This window comes from Vibrio sp. St2 (assembly GCF_947311885.1).
Classification (GTDB): Bacteria; Pseudomonadota; Gammaproteobacteria; order Enterobacterales; family Vibrionaceae; genus Vibrio; species Vibrio coralliilyticus.
The window spans coordinates 298,394-320,033 of record NZ_CAMZNA010000001.1; the positions used below are offsets into that span (position 1 = coordinate 298,394).

Here is a 21,640-nt window from a genome sequence, read left to right on the forward strand (position 1 = left end):
TATGGATTTGAGATGAAATTACTTTTTCAGTTGGCCCATAAACAACATAAAGCGCTCGCTTTGGTTATCTTGTTGAGTGTGGCAAGCGCCTTTCTCAGTATTGGCGTGATTGCTTTTATTCAATATGAACTGTTGAGTCAGACAACCAGTGTCCATAGTGCTATTTGGCAATTTGCTGGATTGCTGGTGCTGCTATTGATCACGGCGACCGTCGCGCAGGTGTCACTGCACAAGTTAGGCCACCAATTTGTCTATTCAAAGCGTTGTCAATTGGTTAAGCAACTGATCAACACGGATATTGAACAAATAGAAGATGTCGGTAGTGCTGGGGTGCTGGCATCACTGAACACCGACATTCGTAACATCACTATTGCCTTCGTTACCTTGCCGGAAATGATTTACGGTTTAGTACTTACCGTAGTTGCATTGTCCTATCTTGCGTTCCTTTCACTACCGTTATTTGGTGTTAGTCTGCTGATGTTAAGTGTGACTGGTGTTATCGGCTATGGGCTGGTAACTCGAATCACTTTCCACGTTCGCCAAGTACGTGAGTTGGAAGACAAGCTTTATCACGACTATCAGGCATTGATTGACGGGCGCAAAGAGCTATCACTGAATCCTAGTCGTGCTCGTCGTTATTTCGAAGATGAGTTTGGTCCAAATGCCGCAGGTTATCGAGACGAAGTCACAAAAGCGGACATCTACAATGGCTTTGCTGCCAACATGGCTAACACGATTGTACTGGCACTGATTGGTCTGAACTTTTATCTGGCGCTGGGTTTAGGCTGGGCTGGATTTGACGTTGCTTCTACCTTTGCTCTGGTCATTCTTTTTATGCGCATGCCACTTATGGCCGCGGTTGGTGCATTACCCGGTCTTATTAGCGCCAATATCTCTATGCGCAAGCTTGAATCACTTGACTTAAGTGACAATGAAAATCTCGTTGAGGCTAACCAGCAACCAGAAGTATTTGAAGGCATCGATCTTCAGCAAGTGACTTACGAATACCGCGCTGATGGCGATGACCGTCCGTTTAAAGTTGGCCCGATCAATTTTAAAGCCTCAAAAGGTGAGATGATCTTCATCATTGGTGGTAATGGCAGCGGAAAATCAACGTTTGCTCGTTTACTGACCGGCCTTTATCGCCCGCATACAGGTAACGTTCTCTTGAACGGTCAACCTATGACTGAGCTCAACTGGCCTCACTATCGCCAGCAGTTTTCTACGGTATTCAGTGACTTCTACTTGTTCCACCAGATCACCAATGGACAAGGCCAAGATGTTCCAGAGGGCGATATCAAAGAGTGGATGGAGCGTCTGGAAATGAGCCACAAAGTGACTCAAGAGAATGGTCGCTTGTCGGATGTTCGTTATTCACAGGGGCAGCGTAAGCGTCTTGCGTTACTGATGGCCGTTGCTGAACAGCGAGGCTGCATGCTTCTCGACGAATGGGCGGCAGATCAAGACCCTCGCTTTAGAAAAGTCTTTTACCAACAGTTACTGCCTCTGCTTAAAGAGCGTGGCGTGACTGTAATCGCTATTACCCACGATGACCGTTACTTTGATGCGGCAGATCGCATTTTCAAAATGGACAGTGGGCAACTGACAGAACTGGATACTGCGGATAAATCACAAGCTCAGCAAGCAGTAGAAAGTGTCGTCGCTTAACGAAACAACAATCCAGAAAATCAAAACAATAAGAACAACGATCTAGTTGAGGATATTATGAGTATTGACAGCCCAAACACAGAATTTGCCGTCGTTATCAACCCACAAGAACAGTACAGCATTTGGCCTACTTATCATCCAATTCCAAATGGATGGAAAGCCGTTGGTGTTACTGGCAACAAAGAAACTTGCCTTGCCCACATTAATGAAGTGTGGACTGACATGCGTCCGAAAAGCCTGCGAGAAGCGTTAGCTGAATAAGAGCACTCGCTTTTGCTTAATTTTGGTACCTGCTGTTTAGGTACCTGACATTTAACAGTTTTTAGGTATATGTATGTCAGTGGATGATATCACGATGACTCCGGCCAATGGTGGTTGGAGTCCACTTTCTCATTCTCAGCAACGTCTATGGTTGTTCCATCAACTCATGCCAGAAAGTATTGCGTATAACTTAGGTGGTGTTGCATGGTTATCGGGTGAGGGAATCACTAAAGAAAAAGTCCTAGACGCACTTTCTAAGATATTAGAAATGCACCCAGTCTTACGTATAAAGATCGAACAAAGGGACGGACAACCTCAGCAGTTTGCGTATTATGACCGAATCCCAGTGGCTTTTGTTGATTTGACCGATGAAGCCGATGCTGCTGACATTGTAAAGCGAGAAGCCAAAACTAAGACTTATCAGCCGTATAACTTAGGAAATGAGCTACTGTGTAGATTCCACCTATACCAGTTAGCTGAAGATAGGTTTGCTCTAAGCATTGCTGCGCATCATTTGATTACCGATGCTTGGTCACTACAGTTGTTTGTAAGCTCCATTGTTCAATTTGTATCAGGAAAGCCACCCAAAAGCCCGAAAGGGATCAGTTACTTTGATTTTTCTGAAAGTCAAAATGACCTCGATCCTGTAAAAGAGAAAGCGGACTGGGAAGCTCTGAAGTTAATGGGTGAGGAGCCCTGTATTCTTCAAGGCAAGACGACTCAGGAGCAGAGCGCTTATACCGCCGGGCATATAGAAGAGTCATTGGGTATTAATGAATCAGTCTTGGTCGAAAAGGCTGCCAAACATTTTGGTGTGACTAAATTCGAGGTGTTGTCTTCTGCGTTGTTGTTGACTCTGTCTTCATATGCCAACAATTCTCAACCAACGATCACCGTGCCAGCATTGAATCGAGACTCTGCGAACAGGAGGAATATCGGTTTTTACGTTAATAATGCTGTTTTGGGTGTTCAGGCAAATCCAGAGTTGAACTTGAAAGAAGTTGTGCAGCAGGTGAAAAGCAATCTGCGCAACTCATTGAAGTTCTCTCATTTACCTATTGAGAAGCTTTTAGGCCAGACGCCGCTTCCTACTGTTGCATTCAATTATCGTAGTCACGGGCATAAGCTCGCTGTGAAAAGCATCGGCGAGGATGGCAACACAATTAAAGGCGTTTTTGAAGAATTCCCAGTGACCGAAACACCCTTTGAACTTGTCCTTGATGCTATTGCAGGAGAGCAACTATCGCTGCGACTTGTTTATGCACAAGAGAAGTTCACACAAGCTCAAATTGACAGCATTTTAAGCACATACAAAAATGTTCTGAACCAGATCTGCCAATCTCCTCAACAGTCTCTAGCACAGACTAACGCGCTTTCTAGCTCAGATACACTGGCCTTTGAAACGCACTCAGCGGTACAACAAACATGGGCTCCAGTGACCTTTATGGCGCTGGTGGCTGAGCAAGCAAAACTGCGTCCTGAAAAAGTTGCCTTAAAACATGGCGATAACACACTGACTTACGCTGAGTTAGATGCTCAATCAAATGTAGTCGCACACTCATTGCGTCAAAGAGAGGTTCAATCAGAAGGTGTTGTCGGTGTGGTGATGGAGCGTGGCACCGATATGCTGGTCGCCATGCTGGGCATCATGAAAGCAGGCTGCGCATTTCTGCCGCTTGATCCGGATTACCCTGCGGAACGCATTAGCTTTATGCTTGAAGACAGCGAAGCTCAGCAGTTACTGACTCAGAAGCACTTGATGGGTAAGGCTCAAGATCTTTTCACCCGTTCTGAAAGTGCTCAAGAGTGTATTGCTATTGAATCTTTGTTAGCAACTGAGGTTCCAGTCTCTGAGCTTGGTGAGTGTTCATATCCAGATATCCACTTAGACCAGCTGGCGTATTTGATTTACACCTCTGGCTCAACAGGTAAGCCTAAAGGCGTGGCAGTCAGTCATCGCGGACTGACAATGCACGTCCAGACGATTGGCGAGCAATATGGCATGACGCCTGAAGACACAGAGCTGCATTTTGCTTCTATCAGTTTTGATGGCGCTGTGGAACGTTGGACTGTTCCACTGGCGTTTGGCTCAACGCTGATCATTCGTGACCAACAGTTGTGGACACCAGAAAAAACGACTCAAGTATTGGTAGACGAGAAAGTCACCATCGCTTGTTTCCCGCCAAGTTATGCAGGACCTTGGCTAGATTGGGTTGAACAAACTCAGCCAGATTTGGCTCTTCGCTCATTGACACTAGGTGGTGAGGCATTTACCCGAGAAACATTTGAACGAATTCAACGGGTGGTTAATCCACCTCGTATCGTCAATGGTTACGGCCCGACAGAAACGGTCGTTACTCCGATGATCTGGCGTGCTTATCCAGAAGATAAACTGGAAAGCTCGTACGCACCGATTGGTCAGCCTGTGGGTGACCGTAAGTTGTATGTGCTGGATGAGAACCTTAAACAGGTACCATTTGGATCGGTTGGCGAACTATACATTGGCATGGAGTCTGGCCTGGCTCGTGGTTACTTGAAACGACCTGACTTGACCGCTGAACGTTTTATTCCGGATCCATTTGCCGAAAACGGCGAGCGTATGTACCGCACTGGTGATTTGGTTCGATTTAGACAAGATGGTGTTGTTGAATACCTTGGCCGTGCCGATCAGCAAGTAAAAATTCGTGGTTTCCGTATCGAGCTCGGAGAGATTGAATCTCGCCTACAGACGCTTTCTAACGCTGAGTTCTGTGCTGTTGTCGCACACGAGTCGCCGACAGGAAAGCGCCTAGTCGGTTACGTTCAATTGAGTGAAACAGAGCAAAAATCTGAATCTCAATGGCGTATAGAGTTAGCCTCCCAGTTGCCAGATTATATGGTGCCGTCACGCATCATTGTTAGCCAGACACTCCCTCTGACACCTGCTGGTAAGGTGGATCGTAAGCAACTTTCCGCACCGGATTGGGATGAAGAACAGAAAGCGGGAGCGTCGCTGGAAGGAGACATCCAACATCAGCTGGCTGAAATATGGTGTGAGCTGCTAAAACTAGAGTCTATTGGCTCTGACAGCCATTTCTTTGCACTTGGTGGAGATTCAATTACTGCGCTACAAATGGTAGGGAAGCTTCGTCAACGAGGTTTGATGCTGACACCAAAGCAAGTGTTTGACCACCCTGTACTTGGTGAAATGGCGCTATGTGTTCTCGATAGCCAAATCAAACCAGCTGAACAAGGTGAGCTGAATGGCAAAGTAGCCTTGCTGCCAATGCAGAAGCGATTCATTGAGAACTATCTGGATAAGAATGGTCAGCTAGAACTATGTAACCAGTACGCAAAACTCAACTTGCCAGCTCCGGTTAATGCAGACGCGATTGTCCGAGCACTCAAGCAAGTGGTGCAGCATCACGATAGTTTGCGCCTCTCTTTCGAGGCTCCCAATACCACAACACCTAATGCAGCAGAGTATCTAGCTGAATATGTGACTACCGCAGATTTTGCATTCCACCTTTATGCCGAGCAGATAGACATCGATGCTGTGCAGAGTGCGATTAATCCGTCTGTTGGTAAGCAATTGTCCGTTGGCCTGAATACTGAGACGGGCGAAATGCTGGTTGCCGTTCACCACCTTGTCATTGATGCGCTTTCTTGGCCTGTGCTAATTCAAGATTTGCTTGGAAGTTACCAGCAAGAAATGGGTGTTGACTCTTATGTGTTTGCCTCTAAAACTCACAATCAGGCCGATTGGTATGAGGCACTAGAGAATCTTCATATCAGTCATAAACAGTCCGAATTCTGGAATGCTCAGCGAGCAGAACCTGCTTTTGCTGAAGGTTCAGCTAAGGAGGGCGAAAGCAAAGGAATTCATAAGCACAGTTACCATTTAACCAAAGAGCTCGCCGAGACATTGTTTGCATCGACTCAGGCCTTCGCCAGAATGAGCAAAGAGCAGACGTTAATGGCATTGTCTGCACTTGCAGTAAAACAAATAACCTCTGCAAATGAGATCGTAATTCATCGCGAAAGCCATGGTCGATTCAGTGAGTCGTTTGGATTGGATCTTTCACGCAGTGTTAACTGGCATACTGCGCTGTTCCCGCAAAAAGTTGTGTTAAGTGACAGCATTAGTGAACTGTTAGCGAGTGTAAAAGATGGCTCACATGCAATCACCGATGGTGGCTTGAGTTACTCAGCTGGCGTAGCTCAGCAGCAATGGCAGTATCAAGACAATGTTGATGTGCTATTTAACTTCCTAGGCCGAGCAACGCAGGCTGATGTGAAAGGGGCTGAACTGGGTGAGTTTGGCTTATGGCGACCAGAAGACGCTAAAGCTGATGCTGCAATTGTACTGAATATCAGCGAAACTGATGATGGCTTTGATGTAGAATTGGAGTTTTCACTTTCTGCTTTATCGAAATCTGAGTGTGAAGCGTATGTTCATCACTTAGAGGCAGCAATCAAAGTAGTAACGGAACATTGTACGTCTAACTCAGCCGTTTTGACACAAGCTGATGCGCCAAACACTAACCTGAGTCTCGTGACGCTAAGCCAAGTAAGTGGTAACGCTCATCAACTTCCGAATCAAATTCTACCGTTGTCTACGCTACAGCAAGGTTTGTACTTCCACGCTCAACTATCGCAAGACACAAGTACCTACGTCAACCAAATTACCTTGCCTATATCGGGAGCTGACGCTGCTCAATTAGAAGAGGGTTGGAAAGCCTTGATGAAGCGTCATTCGATTCTACGTAGTACGCTGCATCAAGTAGAAGGTCAGGCACACCTGTATGTTTGGGATGACCTTCCTATCACGAGCAGAGTCTTTGATGGGCGAGAGGAAGCTGGCTTTGAACTGGATTCCTATAAACGTTCACTCATTGAACAAGGTTTCGAACTGGAACAAGATACGAGCGCCCAGCAGCTAAAACCTTTGTGGCGAGTAGATCTAGTGACAACGGGCGACAATGAGATCGCTTGTATCTTCACGATTCACCACATTCTGATGGATGGTTGGAGCACCGGTGTTTTGCTCAGCGAACTGTTTGCCCACTATCAAAACATGAGCCTGCCTGTCGTCAGTCATGATTTTGCGGATTATTTGGAATGGGTTGTACAGCAAGAACCTGAAAGTGCTCAAGAGTACTGGCGTGGTTATCTGAATGGTGTAGAAGCGCCAACAATGTTGGTTGAACAATACGGTTCGAACACAGATAAACTAGGGCATGTGCGCCACAACATGGACTTCAGTGCTGAGGTACTAAGTGGTTGGCAGTCTCAACTGAAGTCATCTGGCATCACGCTAAACACTCTCATTCAGGGCGCATGGTTACTAACGCTTCAACGTTACACGGGTCAGTCTCAGCCTGTTTTCGGCAATACGGTTGCAGGTCGACCATCGTCACTGGCAAACAGTGAAGCCATGGTTGGGCTTTTCATTAATACCTTGCCTGTTACATCGATGGTGGACTGGCAGGCGAAAACCAATCAATGGCTTGCCGATATACAAGAGCAGGCTAGCGCGCAGCGTGAATTCAGCCACGTCTCTTTGTCAGAGGTACAAGCACAATCTCCACTGGCTAGTGAGAATCTGTTTGATTCGTTGGTGGTGTTTGAAAACTACCCATTGGATGAGAGCCTGTTTAGTGAAACTGGCCTTAAAATTGGCGAGCCTGACAGTTATGAGTTTACACATTACCCGCTAACGTTGGCGGTATTGCCAGGTGAATCATTACGCATTGTTTTTGCGTACGACTCAGCGAAATTCTCACAGTCAGATATTGATGCGCTGTCAGCAACGACGTCTCATTATCTTGAGCAGCTTGTCGATAAGTTGGCTCATAATCTGAGTGATATTGATGTATTGGACGCCGAGCAACAGTCTCGCTTGTCTGGTCATGTAAAAACGTCTGAACCTTGGACTTACAAACCCTTCACTGAACTGTTAAAAGAGCAGGTGCTTGCACAACCAGATAGTGAAGCGCTTGTGGCGAATCCTCTTGGGGGAACGGCCTTATCAACTAATGGCTCGGAACGGCTTGCTTTGACATACCAACAACTGGATAACTTCAGTGATGGTGTGGCTGCTGAGCTAATTGCGCGCGGTATTCAACGAGATCAGCGAGTTGGTGTAATGTTTGCCCGTGGCGCAGACATGCTGGTGGCAATGATCGGTGTCTTGAAAGCCGGAGCTGCATTCCTACCTTTAGATCCTTCATACCCTCAAGACCGACTGGCCTACATGGTTGAAGATAGCGATGCTCAATGGCTGATTTCTGACGGTAGTTCGCAACAATTGGCAAGTGAGATTTGTCAGCCAGATAACATCATTGCGTATTCTGAAATCGACCTTCAGCAGCCTCTTTTAAATCGCCCTGAAATTTTGGAAGAGCAGCTGGCGTATGTGATCTATACCTCCGGCTCAACGGGTAAACCTAAAGGTGTGTGTGTTTCTCATTCAGGTCTGAGTATGCACGTTCAAACTATTGGCCAACGATATGGCATGACGCCACAAGATGTCGAGCTGCACTTTGCTTCGATCAGTTTTGATGGTGCCGTTGAGAGATGGACTGTCCCTCTGGCCTTTGGTTCAAAGCTGGTGATTCGAGACCAGCAGCTTTGGAGTGCTCAAGAGACATGTGAAGTGCTTGAGCGTGAAGCCGTGACCATTGCGTGCTTCCCGCCAAGCTATGTTGGACCACTGCTAGAGTGGATTGAGGTTGAACAGCCAACATTAGCCGTACGTTCTTGGACTCTGGGTGGTGAAGCCTTTACACGAGAGACCTATTTCAAGCTTCAGCAGGTACTGAATCCGAAGCGTATAATCAACGGGTACGGCCCGACGGAAACTGTTGTGACACCAATGATCTGGCAGGCTTATCCTGAAACGCCGCTAGAAAGTGCTTATGCCCCTATCGGTACTGCTGTCGGTGCACGTAGTCTGTATGTATTGGACAGCGACCTTCGTCCGGTTCCGTCTGGTGTCAGTGGCGAACTGTACATTGGTGAAGAAGTTGGCTTAGCTCGCGGTTATCTTGATCGTCCAGACTTAACAGCCGAGCGTTTTGTTCCAGACCCATTTGCGAATAATGGAGAGCGTATGTATCGCACTGGCGACTTAGTTCGCTGGCGCGAAGATGGTGTAATGGAGTATCTGGGTCGAGCTGATGACCAAATAAAAATTCGAGGCTTCCGTGTCGAATTGGGTGAAATCGAGTCACGATTACAGAGTATCAGTGGTAGTAAATTGAGTGCTGTCACCGCCTTTGAAGGTTCAGCTGGAAAATACTTGGTCGGCTACGTAGAAGGTCAGGCAGACCTAATAAACGGCGATGATATTCTCGCTCAAATGGCGAAATCACTGCCTGACTATATGGTGCCTTCACAGCTTGTGGTTATGGATTCGATGCCATTGACGCCAGCAAGTAAAGTCGACAAGAAAAAGCTGCCGCAGCCTGATAACCATGTTCAGCACAAAGCCTATGAAGCGCCAGAAGGTGAGATTGAGCAGCTTCTTGCACAAGAATGGCAAGCCTTGTTTGGGCTAGAGAAGGTGAGTCGTAATGATGATTTCTTCGCTTTGGGTGGTCAGTCATTACTTGCTACCCAGCTCGTTGGACGTTTGCAGCAAAAACACCAGATTCGTCTTTTACTTCAGAGTGTCTTTGATTCTCCAAGACTAGATGTGATGGCAACTCAGTGTACATCGCTCAAAGAACCTGCAGTCACGATCAAAGCAGTACCGCGCATGGAATACATGCCAGTGAGCGCTTCACAGAAGCGTTTATGGTTTGTTCAACAGCTGATGCCTGAAAGCTCTGCTTATCACATGCCGCTTGGACTTAAGTTAAAAGGTGAAGTGAATAGAGAGTGGTTAGAGCAGTCGTTGCGCACTGTGATAGGCCGCCATGAAGCTCTGCGTACCAGCTTCGTGCAGGTAGATGGTGAGCTGATGCAGTCTATCCATTCTGATGACGATGTAAGTCAATTTGCATTAGAAGAATACTCAACTGATGAGTTCTCTAGCATAGAGGATCAGCGCCTTAACTGGATCGGTGAAACCTTTGATTTGTCATCGCCTTCATTATTGAGAGCATACTTAATCAAGCATCCAGAACAGGAATTTGAGCTACTTCTAGTTGTCCATCACATCGTCTCTGATGGCATTTCGATTCAAAACCTAATGCGAGAGCTGTCGGCTGTTTATTCGTCGTACAGTCATTCTGGACACTTTGAGTCAAACATAAAGACTGACGCTCTGGATTACGCTGATTACGCTAGTTGGCAGCAAGAGTGGTTAAAGTCAGATAATGCCAAAGAATCACTTTCATGGTGGAAAGCGGCATTAGCGAAAGATATTGAGCCGCTTGTTCTCCATAGCGATGTCGCAAGAGATCAGCTCGAAACCACCGGTCAGCGTCATCACTTCACTCTGACCAAGCAGCAGGTCAACGCGATTGAGACTCTTGCTGCACAAAGCGCAACGACTCCTTTTAACGTTATGTTAAGCCTGTGGTATTTATTGCTTCACAAGTATTCTGGGCGTGATGAAATTCGAGTTGGTATCCCTGTCGCAGGCAGAACACAGCCAGACACTCAGCAGATGCAAGGCTGCTTCATTAACAACTTGGTGATCCCTGCGCAGTTAGACGCGGCAATGAGTTACGACAATCTGCTCCAAGACACAAAACGTTTTACTGAGCAGGCGTTGACGCATCAGGATGTGCCATTTGAGGTATTGGTAGAGTCACTTGGCGTGACGGGTAATTTGCAGCACCATCCGTTGTACCAGACGAGTTTCAACTTCCAACGTATTGAGCGCTCAATTCTCGCTGAATGGGGAGGATTACAAGCAGAAGCGTTTGATCCGGGAGTGGTCGCGGCTCAGTTAGAGTTGAGCTTAGATGTTCAGGCCTATGATGACGGCGAATGGAGTGGTTTTGTTAACTATGCAGCACCAGTATTCGATCAAACGTTTGTAGAAGCGTTACTTGGTCACTGGCTCAAGCTGCTTGAGCAAGTTGCATTGAATCCTAACTCGATGTTGTCTGAACTCAAGTTGGTTGATTCTGACGAGTTCGCACAAATTGAAGCATTCAACGCGACGAAGAAATCTTGGGGTGAAATGCTCCCTCCACCAGTCGCTGTTGCAGCTCAAGCACAGCGCACCCCTGAGGCGATTGCTTTGTCCATGGGGCAGCAGTCAATGACTTACGCTGAATTCGACAGCAAAGTTAATCAGTTGGCTCAGTGGCTACGCCAACAAGGTGTGGGCGAAGAAACCAGAGTCGGCCTTGGTTTACCACGCTCGTTTGAACTAGTGATTGGATTACACGCGATTACTCGTGCCGGTGGTGCTTATGTGCCATTAGACCCAAGTTATCCAGCAGAACGTTTGAATTACATTCTTGAGTCTGCGGACGTATCCATCTTACTGACCGATAGTGAGACCTTGCCACTATGGCCAGAAAATCCTCAATGTCAGTATGTGGCGCTAAATCAGGCTGAGATCTTACAGCAAATTAACGAGCAGAGCACTGAGGCTCCGGTGGTAAATTGGCAGGCTGAACAGTCGCTGTATGTCATCTTCACTTCCGGTTCTACAGGACTACCAAAAGGCGTGGTAAATACCCAGTCGGCACTGCACAACCGCTTGGCTTGGATGCAAAACGAGTATCAGTTAGATGCCAGTGACTGTGTCCTCCAGAAAACACCGTTTAGCTTTGATGTCTCTGTATGGGAGTTCTTCTGGCCGCTTATGTATGGTGCAAGACTAGCTATTGCTGAGCCAGATCATCACCGACAACCTGAGCTGTTGCATAACACTATTCGCGAGCAGGGCGTAACGACGATCCATTTCGTTCCTTCAATGCTTCATGCTTTTGAAAGTGAGACTGATATTGGGGAGTGCAGCAGCCTGCGCCGCATTATTTGTAGCGGTGAGGCTTTACCTGCTGAGTTGACTGAAAAAGTGTTGACGGGCGCGCCAGGTTGCCAGCTGCATAACCTTTATGGTCCGACTGAAGCGGCTATTGACGTGACTTACTGGCAATGTGATTTACCTGTCGGTAAGCGCATCCCGATTGGTCATGCGATTAGCAACACTCAGCTTCATGTATTGGATGATTGTTGGAATCCAGTCCCAGTCGGTGTGCCGGGTGAGCTATACCTTGCGGGGGATGGCCTCGCGCGTGAGTACCTATCCAGACCGGATTTGACCGCCGATCGCTTTGTGCCAAATCCTTTTGCGTGCGAGCAAGATGGAAACATCGGTTCTCGTATGTACCGCACCGGTGACCAAGTGGTCCGCATGCCAGATGGCAGACTTGAATATCTGGGCCGATTAGATCATCAGGTAAAAATTCGTGGGCTTCGTATTGAGCTGGAAGAAATTGAGAATGTTCTTAACCAACATGATGACGTCGATGAATCGGCAGTCATTGCTTATGAACATCAAACAGGTACGCAGCTTGTCGCTTACGTGGTTTGTGGTGAGTGGGACTCAGAAAAAGAAACCGCTGTTAAAGCGCATTTGAATGACCACCTTCCCGACTACATGGTTCCGGCCATCTACGTTGCACTGGATGAAATGCCTCTTTCACCAAATGGCAAGCGTGACCGCAAAGCGCTGCCTTCTCCAGAGTGGAGTCGGGTGGAATATCGCGCCCCAGAGAGTGAACTGGAAATTTGGTTTGCCAACACATGGCAGCAAGTCCTTGGCTCAGAAAAAGTGGGCTTAGACGATAACTTCTTTGTGCTCGGAGGCCATTCTCTGTTAGCCACACGTATCGTTGCTCAAGCACAAAAAGAGCTCGACTTAGCTATTTCATTAAAAGACTTCTTTGCCGCTGGGACGTTACAGGCGTTAACGGATGCACTTCAGTCTCAGTATCAGGCAAACAATGAACAAGAACAGGATGAACTCGACGCCATGGCAGCACTAATGGACGAGTTGGAATTGTTATGACCCAAGAATCAAATTCAAAAGCACAACAAAAACCAAAAATAGACAAATTTGCATTAGCAAAACGTTTTCTAAACCTTGGCGAGCAAGAGCAGGCGAAATTTATCGCTCTGCTTGACGTCAAAGGAATGAGCTTTGAAAAGCTACCGATTGTCTCAGCAGAAGAGGTGCGTGATGTGCCTCTTTCTCCGGCGCAGAAACGACTTTGGGACATCTACCAGCTTGATGTTGGTAATAGTGCTTACCATATCAGTGGTGGTTTTGAGCTCACTGGTGATCTCTCTACCGACAAAATGGAACTGGCGCTTGCTGAAGTCATGAGCAAGCACCACGCCTTGAGAACACGCTTTGTTGTTTCGAACCAAGGTGAACCGAAGCAACATGTTGACCAGCACTGTATTGCTCACGTTGAGCTTAAAGATGCTAGGCACTTAACGGAAAGTCAGCTGTGCGAATGGACAGCGGAATTTATCGCTAAGCCGTTTGATTTGCTTCATGAGATGCCGGTGCGAATGGCGTGTATTCGTGCATCTGAAGACAAAACTCATGTGATCATCGTGATGCACCATATTGTGTCTGACGGCTGGTCTATCGGATTATTTATGCGGGACTTGGTCACCGCCTATCAGGGTGAGTCTCTAGAGCCATTGAGCATTCAGTACAGTGATTTTTCTGTCTGGCAGGATGCACTGCTAAAAGCGGGTAAAGGGGATGAGGATCTTCAATTCTGGCAGCAAGAGTTAGGTGAGAAGCAGCCGCCAAAACTGTTTGAGTGGACGGGCGATATTGCACCTAATCAGCGTCGAGAAGCACAGCAGGTAAGCCTAAAGTTTGATGGTAATGTTTCTGAACGCATTGCACGCCTTGCAAGGCAAAATAACGTCACCACTTCGAGTTTCTGGCTAGCCATTTGGCAGGCTGCGCTGTTCAAGTTGACAGGACGTAACGATATCAATATTGGTATGCCAATGGCTAACCGCGCCCGACCAGAAGTGTCTGACGTTATTGGCTTTTTCGTAAACACTAATGTGGTCGCGCAAGACGTAAAACCTGATCAGAGTTTTGGTCAAATCATGACTAGAGCTCACAGCAAAGTGCTGGAGATTCAGGAGCACCAACTATTGCCGTTTGATCGTGTGGTTTCTTCATTGTTGACGGAAAGGTTGGTTGGCGAAACGCCTTACTTTCAAGTGCTGTTTAATCATCAGGTCAATCAAATCGAGTCGGTCGAGTTTTCTCCGGGTGTAGCGGTAAAGCCACTGGCGCTTAAAGGTAACTTCGCACTGTTTGATGTTGCTTTGGATGTGTTGGAATATTCTAGCGGTACTCAGGTTACGCTGACCTATGCCAAAGATCGTATCGACCCCGAGATGATGGTTTCGCTTACTAGTACTCTGAATCTGTTGGTCTCACAAGCAGAACAAAACCTGAATACATCATTGGCTGCGCTTAACTCACTGGATGAGGCTCAACTCGCCAGATTATCGCAACTGTCGCAGCCAGAAGGTGAATGGCGTTATCAACCAGTCACTGAGTTGTTCGATCTTCAGGGTATTGAGCAACCGTCAGCCATTGCATTAAAACATGGTCAGCAAAGTGTCACGTTTAAACAGCTGGAAGAAAAATCGAACCAGCTGGCGAGCCAGTTAGTGGAACAGGGTGTCGTTCGCGATCAAGCTGTGGGCGTTCTTTTTGAGCGCGGCAACGATATGATCATAGCAATGATCGCCATTATGAAGGCTGGTGGGGCGTTTCTACCACTTGACCCTGATTATCCGACTGACCGACTGGCTTACATGATCGAGGATTCTGCTGCGAGCTTGGTCATCAGCGATCAATCATTGCGCTCACGTTGGGAAGAGATTAATTCGCACGTCCTCTCACATGCGGAGCAGGCGACTTCAGTTTCACCGCTTTATATGGGTGAGCTAGATTGGCAAGGTCTCTCAAAAGCCAAACCAGAAGTAAAACTCTTGCCAGAGCAGTTGGCTTACATCATCTATACATCAGGGTCGACGGGTAAACCTAAAGGTGTGGCGATTGCTCATGATGGCCTGAGCATGCATGTCCAGACGATTGGTGCTCAATATGGAATGACGCAAGATGACGTTGAACTTCACTTTGCGTCAATCAGTTTTGATGGAGCGGTAGAGCGCTGGACAGTGCCATTGGCGTTTGGTTCTCGTTTGGTGATTCGCGATCAGCAACTTTGGAGTGCGGAAAAGACTTGCGATGTTCTCAAACAGGAAGGGGTTACGATAGCCTGTTTCCCTCCAAGTTATGTTGGCCCGTTGCTGGATTGGATAGAGACGACTCAGCCTAAGTTGAATGTACGTTCTTGGACTTTGGGTGGTGAAGCCTTTACTCGTGAAACCTATGACCGCCTGCAATCTGTTGTAAACCCACCACGTATTATCAACGGCTATGGGCCGACGGAAACCGTGGTGACACCAATGATCTGGCGTGCTTACTCACAAGATAAGCTAACCAGCGCCTATGCACCCATCGGTCAACCTGTTGGGGCTCGCAGACTTTATGTGTTAGATGGTTTGCTTAACCAAGTTACCGAAGGCGCAGTCGGGGAGTTGTACATTGGTGAAGAAGTCGGCCTCGCACGCGGGTATCTGGGTAAGCCGGATATGACCTCTGAGAGATTTATGCCGGATCCATTTACCAATAATGGCGAGCGTATGTATCGCACTGGTGATTTAGTTCGTTGGCGAGAAGACGGTGTCATGGAGTATTTTGGCCGTGTTGACCAACAGATAAAAATCCGTGGATTCAGAATCGAGCTGGGTGAGATCGAATCAAGGCTTCAGCAAATATCCGGTGTCGAGACTTGCGTGGTTGCGGCGCATCGTCATGGCTCTATGACCCACCTTGTCGGGTACCTGCATGGCGCTGATGCAAACAAGGCTGATAGCGTTTCGATATTATCTGAGCTTGCTGAGCATCTGCCTGAGTATATGGTTCCAGCGCATCTTGTGGTGCTAGGTGAATTGCCGTTAACTCCAGCAGGTAAGGTGGACCGAAAAGCGCTGCCGGAACCAGAATTCAAATCTGAGCTGTCGCAAGGTTTGCCACCAGAAGGTGAGAAAGAAACTCTCCTTGCTGAGATTTGGCAAGAGCTACTCGGTATTAATTCTGTTAGCCGAAAAGACAGCTTCTTCGCGCTAGGTGGAGACTCTATATTGAGCCTTCAGCTAGTGAGTAAATTGAAACTGGCAGGTCTCAACGTATCTCCAAAGCAAGTATTCCAAGCGCCAGTACTGAGCGAGTTAGCACAAGTACTTGAAGCAGCGGTTGAGCAAGAGCAAAGAGAGTTACCAAAAGAACCATTTGGTCTGATGCCAATTCAGGCTCATTTCATGGCGCAAAACTTTGCTCAGCCAAACCACTGGAACCAGCATGTGTGTGTTGAGTTGAAGCAGGACATGGATATTCAGGCACTGGATACTGCGCTTAAAGGGTTGGTGGAGCATCATCCCGCGTTGAGATTGTCGTTTTCTCAAACTGAAGGTAAATGGCAGCAGCAATACGTCGAGCATGTTTCCCATGATCTTCTATGGAAAACTCAGCTAGACAGCTTAGAGGCATTCGAAGTGTTTGCTCACGAGTTGCAAACAAGCCTTGATATCGAAGCAGGCCGACTGATTCAAGCAGGCTACGCTCAAATCGAGGGGCAGAAATCTCGCTTGATGATTGTAATTCATCACCTGGCTGTAGATGGCGTCTCGTGGCGAATCCTTATGGATGACTTATGGCGTGCTTATCAGCAAACGCTTTCTAGTGACGAAAACTCAACGAAAACAGTTGAGCTACCACCTGTTTACACCTCTTTGGATATGGCGGTGGATAGCCTCAACAACTGGGCATCAACAGAACAGGGCAAAGCTAGGAAAGCAGTTTGGGAACAACAAGCTTTCCATTTGGAAAATACACACGCTAAAGCAATCTATGGTAACAAGCGCTCACTCAAGGTTGAGCTAAGCCGTGAGGTGACGTCAGCTTTACTGAGTTCTGAAAACATCACCGTTGAACTTGTTTCTGCTTTGACAGCAATTGTGGGAAGCAACGAAGATGGTCAAAGCGTATACCTAGAAAGTCATGGTCGCGACGAGTCTGTCTTTGAAGGGTTAGATCTAAGCCGCATGGTGGGCTGGATGACGAGCCTACATCCGATGACTTTGAATACCTCAGATTCTCGAGATGATATCGCTAAGCGTATGGCACTATTGAGCCAAGACTCAGGCATTGGCTATGGACTGCGCTACTTAGAGGGTGAGCCTCAAGAACAAACTGCGGAGCTTACATTCAATTACCTAGGGCAGTATCAAGGCAATAGTTTTGCTCATTGGTGCCAACCAGTGTCGTCAAACTCGCGTGATCAAGCAGATGATAACACCATGTTGACGCCTTTGGTCATCAATGCCCAAGTTGTGGATGGTGTATTGAGCGCTGATTTTGAATATGCTACGAGTCACTATTCGCAATCAGATATCGAGACCAAAGCGACTATATGGAAAGAAAAGCTTGAATTGATACACTCGGCATCTAAGTCTCAAAAAGGCGAGGAGATAGCAGCCAAAGCTGACCTCAAATTGATCGAAAAGCTTAATACCGATGTTGACGGGATTTCACCTGTATTCTGTATTCATCCAGTGACGGGCCGAACAGTTGGTTATCAAAAATTAGCTCAAGCATTGGCGGGCAAACGCACCGTTTATGGTGTTCAGTCTCAGAGCTTCGTCTATCCAAATCGCTTTGACACTTCGTTTAGCGCAATGGCTGATACTTATTGCGCGACTATTCGTGAAATACAGCCATCAGGGCCTTACACATTGATTGGTTGGTCGCTCGGCGGCGCGTTGTGTCAAGAAGTCGCAGCGCGTCTCGAGGCGGCGGGTGAAAGTGTTGCTTTCCTCGGGCTGTTGGACTGCTATGTTCCGGGCACTGAAATCGCAGAAGACCAATGGGAATCGCCGAAAGCAAAAGCCAAGCTGATTGAGCATCTAGAATTGCTATTAGGTAAGTTATCGGAAGGGCAAAAGCAAACCTGTCTTACAGGGTTTGACCAATCATCACCGGATAAATGGCCAAACGTATTCTCATCTTGGCTGGCGTCACAAAACTTCGATCACTACTTGTCTGAAAGTGCACAGCAAATGCTTTACAGCTGGGCGGTAGAGCAGCATATGAGAGCGCTGTGTCATGAGTATCAGTTACCTGAAATCAATACCAAACCAACCGCATATTGGGCAGGGCAACCTGAAGGTCGACACAAACTGCTGAGTTCGGAATTGTCGAAAGTTAACGCTCAGTTAAGCAGTGAAGTGCTGGATACGGATCATTTAGGAATAGTGCAAGACAGTGCACTGATCGAGAAATTACGCCACTTATTAATAATCAATACATTATAGATCCATAACGACTAATTTATAGATTCCATTTTTCTATAAAACTCGTTACACTCCATTCGCATTCGAAATGCTAATGATAATGGTTATCATAATTATTAATATAATATTCGGTAAAACCGAGAGTTAAGGAGAAAGACATGAATCGGCAGTTTATGCTGAGCCCGGCTTGTTTGGCAGTAGCGTTCGCTCTGTCTGCTGGCGTAGTTAACGCAGCGGAAGACGAAACAGTAGTGGTAGTAGGTCAAGAGCACGATAGTGCCGTAGGACCAGATTTCAGTTATCTAGGACAAAAAAGTCGTACAGCAACCAAAACAGATTTAGCAATCCATGAAACGCCACGAGCTGTTTCGGTTGTTACTCGCGAACAAATGGACGACCGCGCGTCAATCAGCATCTCAGACGCACTTCAGTACACTCCAGGTATCCAGACCAACTATTACGGCGATGATAACAAGCAAGATTGGTTTGTTGTACGTGGCTTTGAACAGGCAGGTACAGGTCTTTATCAAGATGGTACGCGTCTATATTCAGCAGGCTTTTACAGCTGGCAGATTGACCCGTTTGGTTTAGAGCGCGTAGAGATTCTGCGTGGCCCTGCTTCTGTTTTGTACGGACAAAATCCACCGGGTGGGTTGATCAATACGGTAAGCAAGCGTCCTCAATTTGATGGCGGTTCAGGTCAAGTGGCCGTTGAATATGGTTCGTATGATAGAACTCAAATTAGCTTGGACGTTAATCGCGAACTTAATGAAGATGTCGCTTTCCGCCTAGTGGCTATGGGCCGCAAGAATGGTACTAAAGTCGACAATGTTGATGCAGAGCGTATCTTTGTAGCACCATCATTAGCGTGGAATATTAACGATAAGAACAGTATTACATTTCTGACAAGCTACCAGAAAGACGATTCCAACCCTTATCTACAGTTTTTGCCTGTTGAAGGTACTTTGACCAGCAACCCAAACGGTCAGATTAGCGATGAGCTGGCAATAGGTAACACCGATTGGGAAAAGTTTGAGCGCGAGCAATTGTCTTTAGGCTACGAGTTTGAACACCAGTTTAGTGATGCACTAAGTTTTGCTCAATCTGCTCGATACAGTCGTATGGATATTGATCTTCGTCAGATGTATTTTGCTGGTTACGCTGCTGATTCTGCTCTAGGAGCAGTGCTTGATCCAACCAGTTCTAGACAGACCATCTTAAGAGGTGTGACGACAGAGCAAGGTCATTCAGACGCGTTCAACATCGATAACCGCTTGCTGTTCAATTTTAAAACTGGTGATGTCAGACATACTCTGCTTGCTGGTTTAGATTACCAAGTGATCGAAATTGATAGTAAAGACTATGCTGGTAATGATCCTTTAGTCGCTGACGGCAACAGTAGTGTTACTGTTCCTGGTCTAGGTACTATCGCTGGCCCAACGTTTAACGTTTTCAACCCTAGTTACAGTAACAATGTTGTTTTACTCGACTCTAACTCAGGGACCTTTGGTCAGTTAAGTGAATCGGATATGCAAACGACTGTAACCGATAACAGTCAGTTTGGTCTTTATGTACAAGATCAAATTCGCTACCAAGATTGGGTCGTCCAGGTAGGTGCTCGCTATGATGATACTTCCAACGAGCAAACTAACCAATCAACAAATGTGACGTATAAAGCTGATTATGAAGAATGGACTGCCAATGCGGGTATAGCATATGTAATGTCTAATGGCTTTACACCGTATGTTAGCTATGCGCAGTCATTTGAGCCTAAGCTTCAGACTGTAAATAACCAACCCGCAAAACCTGAACGTGGTGAAGCATATGAAGCCGGTGTTAAATACCAACCTAGAAGCTTCGACGGCTACTTTAATGTTTCTGTTTACGAAGCTACTAAGAAGGATGTTGTACAAGTCGATGGCACTGACATCAAGCAAGTTGGTGAAATTCGTAACCGCGGTTTGGAGTTAGAAGCCGTTGCGAATGTGACTCAAGCTTTAACCCTAATAGGAAACTTGTCGTACGTTGATTCTGAAATCAAAGACGACAAAGATGCTTCACTTATCGGCAAGCAACCACAGCAAGTCGCTGACAAATTGGCTTCTGCATGGGCTAAATACCAGTTCTTTGGTGGTGCTCTTGATGGGTTAAGTGTTGGTGGCGGCCTGCGTTATACAGGTGATACCTATACTGGCAACAACGGCCAGAATACAGTGCCTTCATACACACTTTATGATGCAACAGTTAGTTATCGATTTGATGATTATAAATTTCAGGTTGCAGCGAAAAACATCTTTGATAAAGAGTATGTGGCAACTTGTACGAGTAATACATGGTGTTACTACGGTGACCGCCGCAATGTTATCGCGAGCGTGAGCTATGACTGGTAACAGCGATACCCTCAACACTCTGTCCTTTGGGCAGAGTGTTCAGCAACAAGGGGATACATGTTGCGTTGAGATGCCAAGTGGTCAGTTAACACTTAGCAAGGAAAGTGGCGGTTATTGGCGTGTGACCAGCAGTGCCATCAACGATAAGGAAGTAGTTCAAGCTTTTGTACTTTTGCTTGAGCACCGAATGGATATTCGTTGTATTGATGTTGGCGAGTTTACTTTCTCATCATTAAACGACATCACTCATGTCACAGGTGAAGGTATTCGTCTGATTTGGCGAGAGGCTTTGCTGCAGTTGCCAGAACTTTGGCTAAAGCAGCAGCGTCGCGCTATTCCGCATAAGCAGATTCTCGCTTCTAATGGCTACCATCCTCTTCGTCCAAGACCTCAAAATGGTGAGCTATACAGCCGCTATATTCCAGAACTAGAGCAGACGCTGTCTCTGGTTGGGCTTGATGTAGAGCAGCATGCTGAGCTGTTTTCAAAATGGCAAAACAGTGAACGAGTGGCTGCGTTTTGGGAGCAGACTGGTACTTTAGAAGAGCATAAAGCTTATCTGGAAGAGCAGTTGGTCAATGATAAAAACCAACTCTTGATTGTGTGCCTCAATAACGAACCCTTTGCTTACATTGAAGCCTATTGGACAAAAGAAGATCGCATCGCGCCTTATTATGCAGCAGGTGATTACGATCGCGGTATTCACATGCTTGTTGGTGAAGAGCATCACCGCGGCAGTCATAAGGTGGCCGCTTGGCTCCCTTCAGTATGCCACTTCCTTTACCTGTCCGATCCTAGGACAGAGAAAATCGTCAGCGAACCAAGAGCAGATAACGCCAAGATGATTGGCTATCTGCAGAAATTCGGTTTCGCCAAATTAAAAGAATTCGACTTCCCTCATAAGAGGGCAGCTCTAATGTGTCAGTTGAGAGATACCTTCTTTAGCGATTGCTTTTAGTATCGCG

The 21,640-nt window shown here is 46.8% G+C and carries 6 protein-coding genes; all 6 read left to right on the plus strand.

Annotated features, from left to right (window positions below; genetic code table 11):
• Positions 1-12: 12 nt before the first annotated feature.
• Positions 13-1,668, plus strand: coding sequence for a multidrug ABC transporter permease/ATP-binding protein (locus tag QMA41_RS01340; RefSeq protein ID WP_281628636.1), 1,656 nt, complete (start codon positions 13-15; stop codon positions 1,666-1,668).
• A 57-nt stretch (positions 1,669-1,725) separates the two neighbouring features.
• Positions 1,726-1,929, plus strand: a complete 204-nt coding sequence (locus QMA41_RS01345) for an MbtH family NRPS accessory protein (RefSeq protein ID WP_281628637.1) — start codon at positions 1,726-1,728, stop codon at positions 1,927-1,929.
• 73 nt (positions 1,930-2,002) lie between these two features.
• Positions 2,003-12,889: a non-ribosomal peptide synthetase gene (locus tag QMA41_RS01350; RefSeq protein WP_281628638.1), complete on the plus strand. Its 10,887-nt coding sequence runs from the start codon at positions 2,003-2,005 to the stop codon at positions 12,887-12,889.
• Complete coding sequence (locus tag QMA41_RS01355) at positions 12,886-18,306, plus strand: non-ribosomal peptide synthetase (protein ID WP_281628639.1); 5,421 nt, start codon at positions 12,886-12,888, stop codon at positions 18,304-18,306. The genes QMA41_RS01350 and QMA41_RS01355 overlap by 4 nt, the downstream gene beginning before the upstream one ends.
• Positions 18,307-18,443: 137 nt before the next feature.
• Positions 18,444-20,675 carry a TonB-dependent receptor gene (locus QMA41_RS01360; RefSeq protein ID WP_281628640.1) on the plus strand — a complete coding sequence of 744 codons (2,232 nt, stop codon included), beginning with the start codon at positions 18,444-18,446 and terminating at the stop codon, positions 20,673-20,675.
• On the plus strand, positions 20,665-21,633 hold the full coding sequence (locus QMA41_RS01365; protein WP_281628641.1) for a GNAT family N-acetyltransferase: 969 nt from the start codon (positions 20,665-20,667) through the stop codon (positions 21,631-21,633). The genes QMA41_RS01360 and QMA41_RS01365 overlap by 11 nt, the downstream gene beginning before the upstream one ends.
• Positions 21,634-21,640 lie beyond the last annotated feature (7 nt).

What these genes read in the sequence shown, in the direction of transcription:
- QMA41_RS01340 (WP_281628636.1), top strand. Translation starts at nt 13, where the DNA reads ATGAAATTACTTTTTCAGTTGGCCCATAAACAACATAAAGCGCTCGCT.
- QMA41_RS01345 (WP_281628637.1), top strand. Translation starts at nt 1,726, where the DNA reads ATGAGTATTGACAGCCCAAACACAGAATTTGCCGTCGTTATCAACCCA.
- QMA41_RS01350 (WP_281628638.1), top strand. Translation starts at nt 2,003, where the DNA reads ATGTCAGTGGATGATATCACGATGACTCCGGCCAATGGTGGTTGGAGT.
- QMA41_RS01355 (WP_281628639.1), top strand. Translation starts at nt 12,886, where the DNA reads ATGACCCAAGAATCAAATTCAAAAGCACAACAAAAACCAAAAATAGAC.
- QMA41_RS01360 (WP_281628640.1), top strand. Translation starts at nt 18,444, where the DNA reads ATGAATCGGCAGTTTATGCTGAGCCCGGCTTGTTTGGCAGTAGCGTTC.
- QMA41_RS01365 (WP_281628641.1), top strand. Translation starts at nt 20,665, where the DNA reads ATGACTGGTAACAGCGATACCCTCAACACTCTGTCCTTTGGGCAGAGT.